Consider the following 15,872-nt stretch of genomic DNA (forward strand, 5'->3'; position numbering starts at 1 on the left):
GCCGAACGTCGCGGCAAATCCGGCGCTGTGGGCTCCCAGTGCTGGTAAGTTCAGCGAAAACGGTTAGCGGGCAATTGCATTGAGCGCCCATTCTGAAGCGATTTCCGCGAAATCTGCGGAGGAATGGGGGCGCTGAGGCCAATTCCGCTCGACCCCAATGACAACCGTCGTCATCGGTAGGCTGGCCCAGTGGCGATCGAGGCAGTTCTCTTCGACTTCTCCGGCACTCTGTTCCGGCTGGAACCCGATGAAACCTGGGCCGATATGGTCGGGGCCGATGGCAAACCCCTGGACCGGTCGCAGCAGGATGCGATCCTGGATCGGATGACCAGGCCGGTCGGCGACGGTGCGGTCTTCGACGCGGAGGGCCGGTTCGCATGGGAACGGCGGGATCTGGATCCGGCGATGCATCGCATGGCCTACCACGAGTTGATGCGACAAGCCGGGGTGCCGACACCGGCGCTGGTCGCGCGACTCTACGACTGGATGCTCGACCCGCTCGCTTGGACGCCGTATCCCGACACTGGTGCCGTATTGAAAACCTTGGCGGCACAGGGCATCCCGGTCGCCGTGGTGAGCAATATCGCCTTCGATATCCGTCCGGCGTTCGCCGCAAACGGTTGGGATCGGCTGGTCGCCGCGCACACGCTGTCGTTCGAAGTCGGTGCGGTGAAGCCGGATCCGCGGATCTTCCTGGCCGCGGTGGAACAGCTCGGCGTGCGTCCCGAATCGGCGCTCATGGTCGGCGACAGTGCCGAGGCCGATGGCGGCGCGGTCGCGGCCGGCTGCGGTTTCGCGCTGGTCGATCCGTTGCCGACGGTGCAGCGTGCCGAAGGTCTGCTCGAGGTATTGCGGCGGCACGAACTGACCTAGTGTCCAGTATGTGACCTGCGACACACTCTGCTGTTCCTGGATGTCGATGTCCGCGAACTGAATTAGCTTGCTGTGACGCCCACCACATCGCGGTGCGCAAGCTCGACGGGGAGTGGCCATGGATGATGCCGAGGTATATTTCGAATCGTCGGTTGTGCGGAAGGTGCGGCCCGCCGGCCTGCCCGGATCGGTCGGCGAGGCCAGAGAGGCCGCATTGGGACTCGCGGGCTTCGGCGTCGCGTATCCGGTCGTCATGGGCCTGATCGCCGGGGACGAGGCGGCCAGATCCGCGGCCCTGCAATTCGGCTGCAGTTGGGTACTCGGCCTCGCGGTACTGGTTCTCGGCCATGGGCCGCGGGTGCGCCGGGTCGCGATCGTTTCGGTCGTGCTGCAGTCCGTCGCGGTACTGCGGATTCACGTAGAGGCTGTCCCGGACTCGGCCCGGCTGGTCGTCGTCCTCTTCACACTGGGCGCGTCGGCGACGATCCTTTACCAGCTGTCGCGACCGGAAGCCAAGGCGTGGTTCGACATTCGGGTCGCCGACGCCGAGTGGTGAACAGTTCGGATCAGGCGGGTTGTACGGATGGCTCGGCTGTCGCGAGATCGGCCGGTGCTGATCGCGCGGAGCGCTGAGCGAGCACGGTGCAGGTCAACAGCTGAATCTGGTGGAAGACCATGAGCGGCAACACGATCAAGCCGACCTGATGTCCCGCGAACAGGACCGAGGCCATGGGGAGACCGGTGGCCAAGCTCTTCTTCGAACCGCAGAATACGGTGACGAGCTGATCGGGGCGGGCGAAGCCGAGGAGGCGACTGCCGAAGGTGGTAATCGTCAGGACCACGGCGAGAATGCCTGCGCAAACCGCGACGATTGCCAGTAGCGCCTGCGGCGAAATGCCGCTCCAGATGTGTTCCACCATGCCCGCGCTGAAGGCGGCATAGACGACGAGATAGACCGAGCCACGATCGACGGCCTTGGTCACCCTGGCATGCCGCAGCAGCCAGGTCATCCGGGGGCGCAAGAGTTGGCCCGCCAGGAACGGCAGCAGCAACTGAACGACGATCGCGAGGATCGCGGCGGGCGAGACGGTCGCGTCGCCGGTGGTGTCCATCAGCAGCATGACCAGTAACGGGGTCGCGAAGACGCCGATCAGATTCGACAGCGACGCACTGACCACCGCGCCCGCCACATTCCCGCGGGCAATCGAGGTGAAGGCGATCGATGACTGCACGGTCGATGGCACCAGGCACAGGAACAGCACGCCGGTGTACAGATCGTCGGACAGCACCGATGGCACCAGCACATGCGACGCCAGCCCGATCAGCGGGAAGATCAGATAGGTCACCGCCAGCACCGTCGAATGCAACCGCCAATGCCGTAGCCCGGCGAGCGCCTCACCAGGCTCGAGCCGGGCGCCATAGAGCAGGAACAGCACACCGATCGCGATCTTGGTTATCCAGTCGAGCGCATCGGCCGCGATACCCCGCGCGGGCAACAGCGCGGCCACCGCCACGCTGGCCAGGATGCCGAGCATGAACGCATCGATCCGGAGTTTGGCGAGGATCTTCACCGGTCGACCGTACGACTCGGCCAATTGAACGCGAAAGGCGTTCAGCACGATATCTGTAAACGCAAACAGTGATAATTGAGGGTGTGTTCGAACCCGAACTGCTGCGCACCTTCCTTGCGGTCGAGCGCGCGGGCGGATTCACCGCCGCCGGTCGCATCCTCGGCCTGCGTCAGTCGACCATCAGCGGCCACATCGCCCGGTTGGAGAAGGCCGTGGGGCGCGAATTGTTCCGCCGCGATACGCGCAATCTCGCGCTGACCGCCGACGGCGCGGCCATGGTCGGCTTCGCCCGCACCATCCTCGACGCGCAGGGCCAGGCCGAGCGCTATTTCTCCGACTCCACCCTCACCGGCCTGATCCGGCTCGGCGCCTCCGATGATGTGATGGCCCGCGAACTCCCCGACGTACTCCTGGAATTCCAGCGCACCCATCCTGGGGTCGATCTGGAACTCACCGTCGGCCTGAGCGAAAACCTCAAAACTCGTATGGAGACCGGTGAACTCGACCTGGTCGTCGGCAAACGCCTGCCCGGCGAACGGCACGGCGAACTGCTCTGGCGCGACCGCCTGGTGTGGGCCGGCCGTTCGGCGACAACGGAATTCGAGGATCCGGTCCCGCTGGTGACCTATCCGCCACCCAGTCTCACCCGCCGCATCGCATTGCAGGCGCTCGAACGCGACGCCCGCAGCTGGCGCGTGACCTGCACCAGTGACAGCCAGCTGGGCTTGCGCGCCGCGGTGCTCGCCGGTCTCGGCGTCATCGTGCATGCCGAAACCCTGATCCCGGACGGTCTGCGCGTGCTCGCCGACCCACGGCTTCCGGTGCTCGGCGACCTCGAATTCGTGCTGATGCGGCGGCGGACGACCCTGTCCGCGCCGGGCCAGGCGCTGTGCGACGCGATCGTCGCCAGTGCCCGCCGCTTCGGCTGAGCCGCGCCCGTGCGGATGTGTCGGAGCCGGTCGATAGGCTTGGATTCGTGGCAGATCCCGCGACCTACCGGCCGAAGCCGGGCACGATTCCCGTTGAACCCGGTGTCTACAAATTCCGGGACGCGCACGGGCGTGTGATCTATGTCGGCAAGGCGAAGAGCCTGCGCAGCAGGTTGAATTCGTACTTCGCCGATGTGGCGTCGCTGCATCCGCGGACCAAGCAGATGGTCACGACGGCGGCCGGCGTCGAATGGACCGTGGTCTCCACCGAGGTGGAAGCCCTTCAGTTGGAATACAACTGGATCAAGGAGTTCGATCCGCGATTCAACGTCCGGTATCGGGACGACAAGTCGTATCCGGTGCTGGCGGTCACCTTGAACGAGGAGTACCCGCGGCTGTTCGTCTATCGCGGCGCGCGCAAGAAGGGGGTGCGGTACTTCGGGCCGTATGCGCACGCCTGGGCCATTCGGGAAACCCTGGATCTGCTGCTGCGGGTCTTCCCCGCGCGCACCTGCTCCAACGGAGTCTTCAAGCGGCACAACCAGATCGGGCGGCCTTGCCTGCTGGGCTATATCGACAAATGCTCGGCCCCGTGCATCGGCCGCGTCGATGCCGACGAGCATCGCCGGATCGTCGAGGACTTCTGCGACTTCCTGGCCGGACGCACAGATCGCATGGTGCGCGACTTGGAGCGCCGGATGCACGACGCCGCCGAGGACCTGGACTTCGAAACCGCCGCTCGGCTGCGCGACGACGTCCAAGCGCTGCGGCGGGCACTGGAGAAGCAGGCCGTCGTCCTCGGCACCGGCACCGACGCCGATGTGGTCGCCTTCGCCATCGATGAGCTCGAGGTGGCGGTGCAGGTCTTCCACGTCCGCGACGGCCGGGTGCGCGGCCAGCGCGGCTGGGTGGTCGACAAATCCGGTGACGCCATCGACGGTCAGGAGGCCGGTGGTGAGGTCGCCGCACTGGTCGAGCAGTTCCTCACCCAGTTCTACGGCGAGCAGGCCGCACAGGCCGAACAGGGTGCGGACGAACAGGGCGAGGCCGAACAACCGGCCACCGCGGTGCCGCGCGAGGTGCTGGTGCCGGTACTGCCCGCCGATGCCGAACAGGTGGAGGAATGGCTGAGCAAACTGCGCGGCTCGGCGGTGCGGCTGCGGGTGCCGCAGCGCGGTGACAAGAAGGCGCTCGCCGAAACCGTGCAGCGCAATGCGATGGAGGCGCTGGCCCAGCACAAACTCAAGCGCGCCGGCGACCTGACCTCGAGATCCGCTGCGCTGCAAGACATTCAAGATGCCCTCGATCTGGACAGCGCGCCGCTACGAATCGAGTGTGTGGATATCAGCCACGTGCAGGGCACCGATGTGGTGGCTTCGCTGGTGGTGTTCGAGGACGGCCTGCCGCGCAAGTCCGAGTATCGCCACTACGCGATCAAAGAGGCCGCGGGCGAGGGCCGCTCCGACGATGTCGGCAGCATCGCGGAGGTGACCAGACGGCGGTTCTATCGCCTGCGCCGCGAACGCGACGAGCTGGCGGCCGAGGAGTTGACGTCCGGTCAGGAAAACGGACACGCCGACGACGACCTCGAACTGATTTCACGCCCCGGCATCGACCCACGCACCGGCCGTCCGCGCAAATTCGCCTACCCGCCCAATCTCTATGTGGTCGACGGCGGCGCACCCCAGGTCGCGGCCGCCGCGGAGGTCCTCGACGAACTCGGCATCACCGATGTCGCGGTGATCGGCCTGGCCAAACGGCTGGAGGAGGTGTGGGTGCCGGGGGAGAGCGATCCGGTGATCATGCCGCGCAACAGTGAGTCGTTGTATCTACTGCAACGGGTGCGCGACGAGGCGCACCGCTTCGCCATCACCTTCCACCGCAGCAAACGCTCCCGTCGGATGACCGCGTCCGCACTGGACTCGGTGCGCGGCCTCGGCGAGTCGCGCCGGACCGCGCTCGTCACCCATTTCGGGTCGGTTGCCAAACTGAAGGAGGCTACGGTCGAGCAGATCACCGAGGTGCCCGGCATCGGTGTGGCGACCGCGAAGGCGGTTTTGGCCGCTTTGCGGGAGGAATAAGACACCTACGTTGTGTGTCTGCGCCCGATACCCGAACCGGTGCGGGATGATCGACACGCACCCTGACACAGATCCGGTAGGACATGACACGCGTCGAATCGAACAACAGTGCGGGCAGCCCGCGGTCGACCGCTGGGCGGACCGGCCCCGCGGGCCCTGTCGGCGCACCTGTCGAACGCGGCGACGGCAGCCCGGCGCAGCCAAAGGTCGAGGTCGTCATCGTGACGGGGCTATCCGGCGCGGGTCGCGGTACCGCGGCCCGGGTACTCGAGGATCTGGGCTGGTATGTCACCGATAACCTGCCGCCCGAGCTGATCGGGCGCATGGTGGAACTCGGCGCCTCCGCCGTACCGCCGATTCGCAGGCTCGCGCTGGTCATGGATGTACGTAGTCGTTTCTTCACTGGCGATCTCTCGGCCGTCACCGATCAGCTGCGGTCCGCGGGCGTGCCGACCAGGATCCTGTTCTTGGAGGCCTCCGATGACGTGCTGATCCGGCGCTTCGGCTTCGCACGCAGACGCCACCCGCTGCAGAGCGAAAGCGCCGACGGTACGCTCTCGGCGGGCATCGCAGCCGAACGGATCCGCCTCTCCGCCGTGAAAACGGCGGCCGACCTGGTGATCGACACGACTGAACTCTCGATCCACCAGCTGCACCGCAAGCTGGAGGAGGCCTACGGCGGCGGGGCGCCCACCGCACTGCAGCTGACGGTGCAGTCGTTCGGATTCAAGTATGGGGTTCCACTCGATGCGGACATGGTGTTGGATGTGCGTTTTCTACCCAATCCGCATTGGATACCGGAACTTCGGGAACATTCGGGACAGGAGACCGTGGTCAGCGAGTATGTATTGTCGCGTCCCGGCGCGGCCGATTACTTGAGCACCTGCCACCACCTGGTCGACCTGACGACGAATGGTTACCGCCAAGAGGGGAAGCGATACATGACGGTGGCAGTGGGCTGCACCGGAGGTAAACACCGCAGCGTGGCGATAGCCGAGGCGCTCGGCGAACTGATCGGCTCCGAGACGGAGAAATCCGGCCCGGCCGATGTCGTGCGGGTCGTGCATCGGGATCTGGGGCGCGAATGACGGGGTGGGAATCGGATCCCGCCATAGTTGCGCTCGGTGGCGGGCACGGGCTGTATGCGACGCTCACCGCGGTGCGGCGGCTGACCAGAAAGATCAGCGCGGTGGTGACCGTCGCCGATGACGGCGGATCGTCGGGCCGACTGCGCGCCGAACTCGGTGTGCCACCGCCCGGCGATCTGCGCATGGCCCTGGCGGCGCTGGCCGCGGACGGCGACGATGTGTGGACGCGCACCGTGCAGCACCGCTTCGGCGGCACCGGCGCGCTGGCCGGACATTCGGTCGGCAATCTGATCCTCGCCGGCTTGACCGAGGTGCTCGGCGATCCGGTCGCCGCGCTCGACGAGGTCGCCAAGATGTTGCGTATCACCGGACGGGTGTTGCCGATGTCGCCCATCGCCCTCGATATCGAGGCGGATGTTTCTGGGCTGGAAGCGGATCCGCGGGTGAGCCGCTGTATCCGCGGCCAGGTCGCCGTCGCGACGACACCGGGCAAGGTGCGGCGGGTGCGGCTGATTCCGTCCGATCCGCCCGCCAGTCCGGAGGCAACCTCGGCCATCGAACACGCCGATGTCGTTGTGCTGGGCCCGGGTTCCTGGTTCACCAGCGTGATTCCGCACGTGCTGGTACCCGAATTGCGTGATGCGCTGGTCTATACCAGAGCACGCAAGATCCTGGTGCTGAATCTGGCCGCGGAGCCGGGAGAAACGGCGGGTTTCTCCGCGGAACGCCATCTACATGTATTGTCCCAGCACGCACCGGAATTCGTGGTCGATGAGGTATTGGTCGATTCCGGGTCGGTGCCGGAAGGTCGCGAAAGAGAACATGTGGCCAGGGCTGCCGAACAATTGCGGGCGCGAGTAACCTTCTCCGATGTCGCCGAAGCGGGAAGCGACCGGCATCACCCCGGAAAGCTTGCCGCCGCACTGGATCAGCTGATCCGGCAACCTCGGCCACATATGGCAGGGCTTCGAGTCGAGGGACGGCACATGGGTCAGGATGTGCGTTCCGGGTTGGGTGGAAAGGAGCGCGTCTCGTGGCGATGACAGCCGAAGTGAAGGACGAGCTGAGCAGGCTCACGGTCTCGCAGGTGAGTTCTCGCAAGGCGGAATTGTCTGCGCTGCTGCGGTTTGCGGGCGGTCTGCACATCGTCGGCGGGCGGGTGATAGTCGAGGCCGAGGTGGATATGGGTTCCATCGCGCGCCGGCTACGGCGCGAGATCTTCGAGCTGTACGGCTACGGCTCCGATGTGCACGTGCTCGGCGCGGGCGGTCTGCGCAAGACCTCGCGCTACGTGGTACGGGTGTCCAAGGAGGGCGAGGCGCTGGCCAGACAGACCGGCCTGCTCGATGTGCGTGGCCGTCCGGTGCGCGGTCTGCCCGCACAGGTGGTCGGCGGCAGCATCGGTGATGCCGAAGCCGCTTGGCGCGGAGCGTTTCTCGCGCACGGCTCGCTCACCGAACCCGGTCGCTCCTCGGCGCTCGAGGTCAGCTGCCCCGGCCCGGAGGCCGCACTGGCACTGGTCGGCGCGGCGCGGCGGCTCGGCATCACCGCGAAGGCGCGTGAGGTACGCGGCACCGATCGGGTCGTGGTACGCGACGGCGAGGCCATCGGCGCACTGCTGACCCGGATGGGCGCGCAGGACACCCGGATCGTCTGGGAGGAGCGCAGGCTGCGCCGCGAGGTGCGGGCCACCGCGAACCGCTTGGCCAATTTCGACGACGCCAACCTGCGCCGATCGGCCCGTGCCGCGGTCGCCGCCGCCGCGAGAGTCGAACGCGCACTGGAGATTCTGGGCGATGAGGTGCCCGACCATTTGGCCGCGGCGGGCAAGCTGCGCGTGCAGCACCGCCAGGCGTCCCTGGAGGAGCTGGGCCAGCTCGCCGATCCGCCGATGACCAAAGACGCTGTGGCGGGCCGGATTCGGCGACTGTTGTCGATGGCGGACCGCCGGGCCAAGGAGCTGGGGGTACCCGATACCGAATCGGCCGTCACCGCCGAACTGCTCGACGAAGCCTGAGCCGAATCGCCGCCCGAGACTGGGCGGCGATTCGATCGGACGTCGCATGTCAATGTGTCTTACGTCGAATATCGGTGGCGTCCACCCAGCGGTGCAACCAGCCGGTAATTGGGGATCGCCACCGCCGAGTTGCCCGCCGACGTGAATTCAATAGACAACGATTCGATCGACGTAGGTCCCGTTCCGGGCCAGTTGACCACCATGGAGCGAGTCTTACGAGCGAGGTTCGCGGCCCGTCTCGCGTCCGAATCGTCGAAGCGCATGCGCCGTAGGCGCGAGTTTCGACAGCGCCGCTAGCGACTGCTTGCAGGTCGCTCGAAAGGGTCGCCACGCTCATCGAACGCCGCCGGACGCAGTCCGCCATCAGTCTCTTGCGCTTGGACGAGCGAACGCGAGGCCACCGCACACCAGGGGGGCCGCGAACACGCAGCGCCGTAGGCGCTGCAAATCCGACACAGCTCGGGCACTACTGTGGTCTATGGCATCGGAATGAATCCGCTTGAAAGCTGAGGAGCGATAACGTGACTGTCCGGGTAGGCATCAACGGCTTCGGCCGTATCGGACGTAACTTCTTCCGGGCGGTGGAGGCGCAGAAGGCGCTCGGCACCACCGACATCGAGATCGTCGCGGTCAACGACCTCACCGACAACGCGACGCTGGCCACTCTGCTCAAGTACGACTCGATCCTGGGCCGCTTGCCCCAGGACGTGTCGCTGGACGGCGACGACACCATCGTGGTCGGCGACCAGCGGATCAAGGCGCTGGCCATCAAGGAGGGCCCGTCCGCGCTGCCGTGGGGTGACCTCGGCGTCGACGTGGTCGTCGAATCCACCGGCATCTTCACCGACGCGACCAAGGCGAAGGGCCACATCGCCGCGGGCGCCAAGAAGGTCATCATCTCCGCGCCCGCCAAGGGTGAGGACCTGACCGTCGTCATGGGCGTCAACGACGACAAGTACGACGGCAGCCAGAACATCATCTCCAACGCGTCCTGCACCACCAACTGCCTCGGTCCGCTGGCGAAGGTGCTCAACGACAGCTTCGGCATCGAGCGTGGTCTGATGACCACCATCCACGCCTACACCCAGGACCAGAACCTGCAGGACGGCCCGCACGGCGACCTGCGTCGCGCCCGCGCCGCCGCGCTGAACATCGTGCCCACCGGCACCGGCGCCGCGAAGGCCATCGGCCTGGTGCTCCCGGAGCTCAACGGCAAGCTCGACGGCTACGCGCTGCGCGTCCCGGTCCCGACCGGCTCGGTCACCGACCTCACCGTGACCCTGAGCAAGTCGGCCTCGATCGATGACATCAACGCCGCCTACAAGGCCGCCGCCGAAGGTGCACTGAAGGGCATCCTGAAGTACAACGTGGACCCGATCGTGTCCAGCGACATCGTCACCGACCCGCACTCGTGCATCTACGACGCGCCGCTGATCAAGACCATCGATGACCAGGTGAAGGTTGTCGGCTGGTACGACAACGAGTGGGGCTACTCCAACCGCCTGGCCGACCTCATCGGTCTCGTCGGCAAGTCGCTCTGACGCGCATGGCAGTCGAAACACTCCAGGATCTGCTGAACGAGGGTGTCGAGGGTCGGGGCGTACTCGTGCGCTCCGACCTGAACGTCCCCCTCGACGAGAACGGCGAGATCACCGACCCGGGCCGCATCATCGCCTCGGTGCCGACGCTGCGGGCGCTGGTCGAGGCCGGTGCCAAGGTCGTCGTCACGGCGCATCTGGGCCGTCCCAAGGGTGAGCCGGATCCGAAATTCTCCCTCGCTCCGGTCGCGGTGAAGCTGGCCGAGCTGCTGGGCCGCAATGTCCAGCTGGCCGGTGACGTCGTCGGCTACGACGCGCTGTCGCGCTCGGAGGGCCTCACCGACGGCGATGTGCTGCTGCTGGAGAACGTGCGCTTCGATGCACGCGAAACCAGCAAGGACGATGCCGAGCGGGCCAAGCTGGCCGCGGCGCTGGTCGAGCTGGTCGGCGATGACGGTGCGTTCGTCTCCGACGGCTTCGGTGTGGTGCACCGCAAACAGGCCTCGGTCTACGACGTGGCGAAGCTGCTGCCGCATTACGCGGGCACGCTGGTCGCCGCCGAGGTCGAGGTGCTTGCCAAGCTGACCGAGAATTCGGAGCGCCCATACGCGGTTGTGCTCGGCGGGTCCAAGGTCTCCGACAAGCTGGCCGTCATCGAGGCACTGGCCCCCAAGGTCGACACCCTGGTGATCGGCGGCGGCATGTGCTTCACCTTCCTTGCCGCACAGGGCCTTTCGGTGGGCGCCTCGCTGCTGCAGGAGGAGATGATCGAGACCTGCGAGGGGCTGCTGGAGCGCTACGGGGACGTCATCCACCTGCCGCGCGATATCGTCGTCGCGAATAAGTTCGCGGCCGATGCGGACTCGAAGGTGGTGCCCGCCAACGAGATTCCGGACGGCTGGCTCGGCCTCGATATCGGTCCCGAGTCGGTGGACCGGTTCGCGGCGCTGCTCACCGAGGCGAAGACGGTGTTCTGGAACGGCCCGATGGGCGTATTCGAGTTCGAGAACTTCGCCGCGGGTACCCGGGGTGTCGCCGAGGCGATCGTGACCGCGACGGGCAAGGGTGCCTTCACCGTTGTCGGCGGTGGCGATTCGGCCGCGGCCGTGCGCGCGCTCGGCCTGCCCGAGGACGGTTTCTCGCACATCTCTACCGGTGGCGGCGCATCCCTGGAATACCTCGAGGGCAAGGAACTGCCCGGTATCGCGGTACTGGAGGACTGAACCATGGCACGCAAACCGCTCATCGCGGGCAACTGGAAGATGAACCTCAACCACCTCGAGGCCATTGCCCTGGTGCAGAAGATCGCCTTCGCGCTGCCGGAGAAGTACTTCGCCAAGGTCGACGTCGCGGTGATTCCGCCGTTCACCGATATCCGCAGCGTGCAGACCCTTGTCGAGGGTGACAAGCTGTTGCTCACCTATGGTGCGCAGGATGTTTCGACGCACGACGAGGGCGCGTACACCGGCGAGATCAGCGCCGCCATGCTGTCCAAGCTGGGCTGCACCTTCGCGGTCGTTGGCCATTCGGAGCGGCGGCAGTACCACTCCGAGGACGACGCCACCGTGCTGGCCAAGACCAAGCAGGCGCTGAAGTACGGGATCACCCCGATCGTGTGCATCGGCGAGGGTCTCAATGTCCGCGAGGCGAAGACCCATGTCGAGTACAACCTCGAGCAGTTGCGTGGTTCGCTCAAAGGTCTGACGGCCGAAGAGATTTCGAAGATCGTCATCGCCTATGAGCCGGTCTGGGCCATCGGCACCGGCAAGGTCGCCACCCCCGCCGACGCGCAGGAAGTCTGCGGTGCGATTCGCGCGGAGCTCGTCGAACTGGCCTCGCCCGAGGTCGCGGCGGGCGTGCGGGTGCTCTACGGCGGTTCGGTGAATGCCAAGAACGTCGGCGAGTTGGTCGCGCAGACCGATATCGATGGCGCGCTTGTCGGCGGTGCGTCGCTCAAGGGCGACGAATTCGCCACGCTGTCCGCGATTGCCGCGGGTGGTCCGCTGCCCTGACGGGTGAATGTTCGAATCAGCCCGGTAGCACGCTCGAGCGCGTGTTGCCGGGCTGATTTGCGTCGGGCCTTCCCGCTCGGGGCAAGGCATACCGGAGCTCGGGATGCGATGCTGTTCGAGTCTCTGATCCGTAGGCCGACAAGGACTTTCACGTGAGATCAACGAAGGCGCGCGCACTGGTGACGGTTGCGCTCATGGCGTTCACCGCGTTCGGGGCCGGATGCTCCGACGATTCTCCCTCGCCGGTGGAAACCATATCGAGTTCCGAGGCGGCTCCCACCAACCAGGATGCCGGGCACCAGAAGTTGAATCAGCTGGTGGGCGAATGGAATGGCGCGAAGTCGACATTCATCGCGGGCGGCACCGCGGACAATCCGATAAAGAGCGATATCACCTCGCGCTGGCACTGGATCGGCAAGACGGGCAACAACTTCATGCAGGAGGAGGCCGAGGGTACCTTCGGTGGCAAGCCGTACTACCGGCTCGGCACGCTCGGCTATTCGCCGACCGACGACCGCTACGAATGGTCCACAGTGGACAGCGTGACCCCGATGATGATGACCTACAAGGGCGCCAAGGCCAGCGGCAGCGCCGCCGACATCGAGGTGGCGGGGGAGTTCACCGATCCGGGTGTGCTCGGTCCGCAATTCGTCGGCAAGACGATTCCGATGCGGACGGTGATCAAGCTGGAGTCGGCCGATCGGGTGACCATGGAGCTCTACTTCGCCCCGCCCGGGGAGGCTGAGCGCATTGCGGACCGGGTGATCCTGACGCGGAAGTAGTTGGGATCACAGGTGGTTCACGATGAAACCGCTGGCGGTGAGTGCCAGCTCGAGTGGCTCGTCGTGCGGGTCCGTCGAGATCTCGGCGGTCCGCACGTTCGGATAGTGCACGTGTAGTCGGTACAGGGTGCCGCGCAGGAGGTGGGCGAGTTCGGCGGGCTGCTTGGTGGCGTGCACGATGTACAGCTTGGCCGTGGTACCGGAGATGCCGACCGAGCATTCGGCCAGGAGTGCGCCGTCGGGGTCGATAAAGCCCAAAGTGAAGGTGGTGTGCAGGAATTCGTCGCGCGCGGCGAGTAGCGCGGCGACGGTATCCATATCCAAGCCGCCGTGTTCGGTGCGGCGGATGCGGCCCGCGGCGGTGTAGAGCTCGGCGTAGCGGACGAGGGTTACCGGGGACGGCGGCGCGGGCAGCTTCTCGATGTGGGCGGACGGAAGGTCCGGCCACGGGCCTATCTCGGTATGCCAGGTGCGTTTGCGGTCCGGGTGGCGGAGATTCGGTGTGCGGGAAGCGTTTTGGTCCACGACTATGCCGCGCGTAAGGTCAGGCCGAAGCCGTTGGTATTGCGCAGTATCAGCGCGTCCGCGTCGATGGTCGCTGTTGTCTTGCCGTCGAGGGCCTTCAGCACCGCCTGCTCGACCTCCATGATCTCCGGCGCGCACGCCATCTTCGTGGTGCCGATCTGGAACGTGACGTCCGGACCGTTGGCGGTGGGCGATGCGGTGGCGTGACCGGTCATGCGATTGCATCCGGCGCTTCCGGCGACCCCACCGTCTGCCGCGATGGTGAGCGTCGGCTTCACATCGTCCAGCGTCTGGGAACGGATCTGCGCATCGGGCGTCATCAGGGCGGAGACGATCCATGTCGTGCCGATGAGCGGCCTATCGGGTTGGGCGAGCTTCTTGTCCAGCAACGTGACCGTTGTTTCCTTCCCGGTCAGCGTCAGTGTCGAATCATCGACCCGCCACTTCGGCAGCGACGTCAGCACTTTGTCCTGCCAGCTATCGGCTTGGCTGCGTTCATCCGGGCAGGCCATCAGCGTGCTCGAGAGCGTGCCGACATGCAGGGTCCCATCGGTCAGATCCACCGTGCCATCGGCGGTATTGCAGCCGGAGTTCGCCGAGATCCTGCCATCGGTAAAGGTGAGCGTCATCGGTCCGCCGCCCGGAATCTGCCGCCCCTCGACCCCGGTCGAGACAAATGTGCGCCCCATCGGCGACCCCGCCGGTCGGTTCTGCTTCTCATCGTCCGAACATCCGGCCACCAGACCGGCCGCCATAGCCAGAAGAATCCCGACGCGCACCGTTGTAGCCGACATGTAGCCGATGGTACGGGCGTTGCCGCTGGAAACCGCGCAATTCAGCTGGCCACTGCGGCGGGCTCGACCGTCGAAACAGGTAGTGGATTACTCGTGTCGGTGTGTCGGGGCGGGGCACAGACTTGATTCCGGAGCACGGATCGATGCTCGGTGATCCGCGTTTCGGAGAGGTAGCTATGAGAAGCGAGGTGCGAGCGTTCCTTGTCGCGGCGGCCGCCGCGGGTGTGCTCGGCGCGGTGGCGGTACCGATGGCGGTGTCGGAGCCCACGACAACCACACCTACACAGACCACACCTACGCCGACCACATCTTCGACAACCGCAGGGCAGGCGGGGCCGTGCACTACGGCGCGCACGGCGGTGGGGGAGACTTGTCCGCGTCCCGATCCCACTTTCGACGTTGCGCCGACCCGTGCGGAACGAGGCACACAGATCGCAGTGAACGGCAGTTACTGGCCGTGTACCGTGGTCCGGCTTACCCCGAGCTGGTCCGGTTCGCCGCAGAACGCGTCGGTCTCCCAGGGGACCTTCGCCACTTCCATTGCCGTGTCCAATCAGGCCGCAACCGGCCCGCAGACGATCAGCGCGGCGTGTGGCGAGGCGTCCGCAGTCCGGCAGATCACGATCGCACCTCGCTCCGGCACGACCACGACCACGACCACCAAGCCGATCACGACGACCACTAGCCAAGCAGCTGTCGCGCAAACATCCGACACGTCGACGGCAGGGCGGGCGCCGCAGCGGCGCAACCACTTCGGCGCAGTGTTGGGAATCGGCTTGCTCCTCCTCGCCCTCGGTGTGGCGGCGCTCGTACTGCGCCAGTGGCGTAAGGCAGCCGATCGGTCGCGCGCGTACCACCGTGATCCGCGCCCGCCGTCGGTACGCGTGGAGGTGGCGGGGGACTTGCGGCCGTCGATTCATATTCGGGAATTCACGCGCCCCACGGTTCCGGCTGTTCGGGTTCGGCTGAGTGCCGGTGAGCCGCAACTGCACATCAGGGAGGTTTCGCGATGACGAGGCCGATATCGATCACGGCTCGGGCGGTCTTGTTCGGGCAGCTAGCGCGTGAGGCCGTCGAGGGAGAGCTGGCCGAGCGCTTGGGCGCGAGCGGCGTCGAGCAGCTGGCTTTGCGCAGAACACCGGTCGCTACCGAGGTCGTGCGGACGGCGGCGCTGCATGAGGTGGCGCGGGTGGTGGACGGGTTGCTCGAGGTTGATCTCGGCGGGGTCGTGGTCGCGGGTTGGCGTCGCTACCAACGGCTGCACAATGCGGCGATGCGAACCCGCACGGGCGGAGTCGAGCAGGTCGAATTGTTCGAACACGAGGTCACCCGGAGCTATTGTCCGCGCCTCGAGGTAACTGTCGACGGCAGCCAGGTGGGCGAATTCGAGCTCGAACTCTGTGTCGCGGTGCTGGTTCGGCCACTCGCGGCAACTGTTCGCGATGGCATGCTGGCGGCGTTGGGCCCTGGTGACTGCACGGTGACGGTTTCGATCGGCGTACCGGAAGTCGGGCCGATCATCGAGCGTGCACATCCGATCCCGCTGGCGACCATGGTCGATCTGCGGCGGCCGATCCCGCTCGTCGACCACCAGCCGCTCCGGCCTGCCACCGCGGCGACCCGAGCCGTGCCGAGGTCGTAGTCACCAGATCCACACCAATG

General features: G+C 66.2%; 16 protein-coding genes. 13 read left to right on the forward strand and 3 right to left on the reverse strand.

Features of this window, described 5'->3' with window-relative positions; all coding sequences use genetic code 11:
- The first annotated feature begins 189 nt into the window (after positions 1-189).
- The gene (locus ACQPYR_RS16920; protein WP_433633270.1) at positions 190-873 is read left to right on the forward strand and encodes an HAD family hydrolase; all 684 of its coding nucleotides are present in this window, start codon (positions 190-192) and stop codon (positions 871-873) included.
- A 118-nt stretch (positions 874-991) separates the two neighbouring features.
- Positions 992-1,429, forward strand: coding sequence for a hypothetical protein (locus tag ACQPYR_RS16925; protein ID WP_433633272.1), 438 nt, complete (start codon positions 992-994; stop codon positions 1,427-1,429).
- A 10-nt stretch (positions 1,430-1,439) separates the two neighbouring features.
- Here ACQPYR_RS16925 and ACQPYR_RS16930 read toward each other — a convergent pair whose 3' ends face one another.
- Complete coding sequence (locus ACQPYR_RS16930) at positions 1,440-2,444, reverse strand: bile acid:sodium symporter family protein (RefSeq protein WP_433633274.1); 1,005 nt, start codon at positions 2,442-2,444, stop codon at positions 1,440-1,442.
- 83 nt (positions 2,445-2,527) lie between these two features.
- Here ACQPYR_RS16930 and ACQPYR_RS16935 point away from each other — a divergent pair, with 83 nt between their 5' ends.
- From ACQPYR_RS16935 to ACQPYR_RS16975, 9 genes are all read left to right on the forward strand, one after another.
- Positions 2,528-3,373: a LysR family transcriptional regulator gene (locus tag ACQPYR_RS16935; protein ID WP_433633276.1), complete on the forward strand. Its 846-nt coding sequence runs from the start codon at positions 2,528-2,530 to the stop codon at positions 3,371-3,373.
- A 47-nt stretch (positions 3,374-3,420) separates the two neighbouring features.
- Positions 3,421-5,454: an excinuclease ABC subunit UvrC gene (uvrC, locus tag ACQPYR_RS16940; RefSeq protein ID WP_433633278.1), complete on the forward strand. Its 2,034-nt coding sequence runs from the start codon at positions 3,421-3,423 to the stop codon at positions 5,452-5,454.
- 83 nt (positions 5,455-5,537) lie between these two features.
- Positions 5,538-6,542 carry an RNase adapter RapZ gene (gene rapZ, locus ACQPYR_RS16945; RefSeq protein ID WP_433633280.1) on the forward strand — a complete coding sequence of 335 codons (1,005 nt, stop codon included), beginning with the start codon at positions 5,538-5,540 and terminating at the stop codon, positions 6,540-6,542.
- Positions 6,539-7,585, forward strand: a complete 1,047-nt coding sequence (locus tag ACQPYR_RS16950; protein ID WP_433633282.1) for a gluconeogenesis factor YvcK family protein — start codon at positions 6,539-6,541, stop codon at positions 7,583-7,585. Before rapZ ends, ACQPYR_RS16950 begins: the two co-directional genes overlap by 4 nt.
- The gene (whiA, locus tag ACQPYR_RS16955) at positions 7,576-8,559 is read left to right on the forward strand and encodes a DNA-binding protein WhiA (protein ID WP_040692075.1); all 984 of its coding nucleotides are present in this window, start codon (positions 7,576-7,578) and stop codon (positions 8,557-8,559) included. The genes ACQPYR_RS16950 and whiA overlap by 10 nt, the downstream gene beginning before the upstream one ends.
- Before the next feature lie 521 nt (positions 8,560-9,080).
- Positions 9,081-10,100 carry a type I glyceraldehyde-3-phosphate dehydrogenase gene (gap, locus tag ACQPYR_RS16960; protein WP_063043215.1) on the forward strand — a complete coding sequence of 340 codons (1,020 nt, stop codon included), beginning with the start codon at positions 9,081-9,083 and terminating at the stop codon, positions 10,098-10,100.
- A 5-nt stretch (positions 10,101-10,105) separates the two neighbouring features.
- Entirely contained in the window at positions 10,106-11,320 is a 1,215-nt protein-coding gene (locus tag ACQPYR_RS16965; RefSeq protein ID WP_433633284.1) for a phosphoglycerate kinase, read from the forward strand.
- A 3-nt stretch (positions 11,321-11,323) separates the two neighbouring features.
- A complete protein-coding gene (gene tpiA / locus ACQPYR_RS16970) occupies positions 11,324-12,109 on the forward strand; it encodes a triose-phosphate isomerase (protein WP_063043217.1) in 786 nt (261 codons plus the stop codon).
- 152 nt (positions 12,110-12,261) lie between these two features.
- On the forward strand, positions 12,262-12,891 hold the full coding sequence (locus ACQPYR_RS16975) for a DUF1579 family protein (protein ID WP_433633286.1): 630 nt from the start codon (positions 12,262-12,264) through the stop codon (positions 12,889-12,891).
- Between the two features lie 6 nt (positions 12,892-12,897).
- Here the strand turns inward: ACQPYR_RS16975 and ACQPYR_RS16980 are convergent, their stop codons facing one another.
- Positions 12,898-13,416, reverse strand: coding sequence for a hypothetical protein (locus ACQPYR_RS16980; protein WP_433633288.1), 519 nt, complete (start codon positions 13,414-13,416; stop codon positions 12,898-12,900).
- Positions 13,417-13,418: 2 nt separating this feature from the next.
- Positions 13,419-14,210, reverse strand: coding sequence for an META domain-containing protein (locus ACQPYR_RS16985; protein WP_433633290.1), 792 nt, complete (start codon positions 14,208-14,210; stop codon positions 13,419-13,421).
- Between the two features lie 176 nt (positions 14,211-14,386).
- Here ACQPYR_RS16985 and ACQPYR_RS16990 point away from each other — a divergent pair, with 176 nt between their 5' ends.
- Positions 14,387-15,223 (forward strand): hypothetical protein, encoded by an 837-nt coding sequence (locus tag ACQPYR_RS16990; RefSeq protein WP_433633292.1) that lies wholly within the window; start codon positions 14,387-14,389, stop codon positions 15,221-15,223.
- Positions 15,220-15,852 carry a hypothetical protein gene (locus ACQPYR_RS16995; RefSeq protein WP_433633293.1) on the forward strand — a complete coding sequence of 211 codons (633 nt, stop codon included), beginning with the start codon at positions 15,220-15,222 and terminating at the stop codon, positions 15,850-15,852. The genes ACQPYR_RS16990 and ACQPYR_RS16995 overlap by 4 nt, the downstream gene beginning before the upstream one ends.
- The last annotated feature ends 20 nt before the right edge of the window (positions 15,853-15,872 follow it).

Source organism: Nocardia sp. CA-120079, from assembly GCF_050955745.1.
In the GTDB taxonomy this organism is placed as follows: domain Bacteria; phylum Actinomycetota; class Actinomycetes; order Mycobacteriales; family Mycobacteriaceae; genus Nocardia.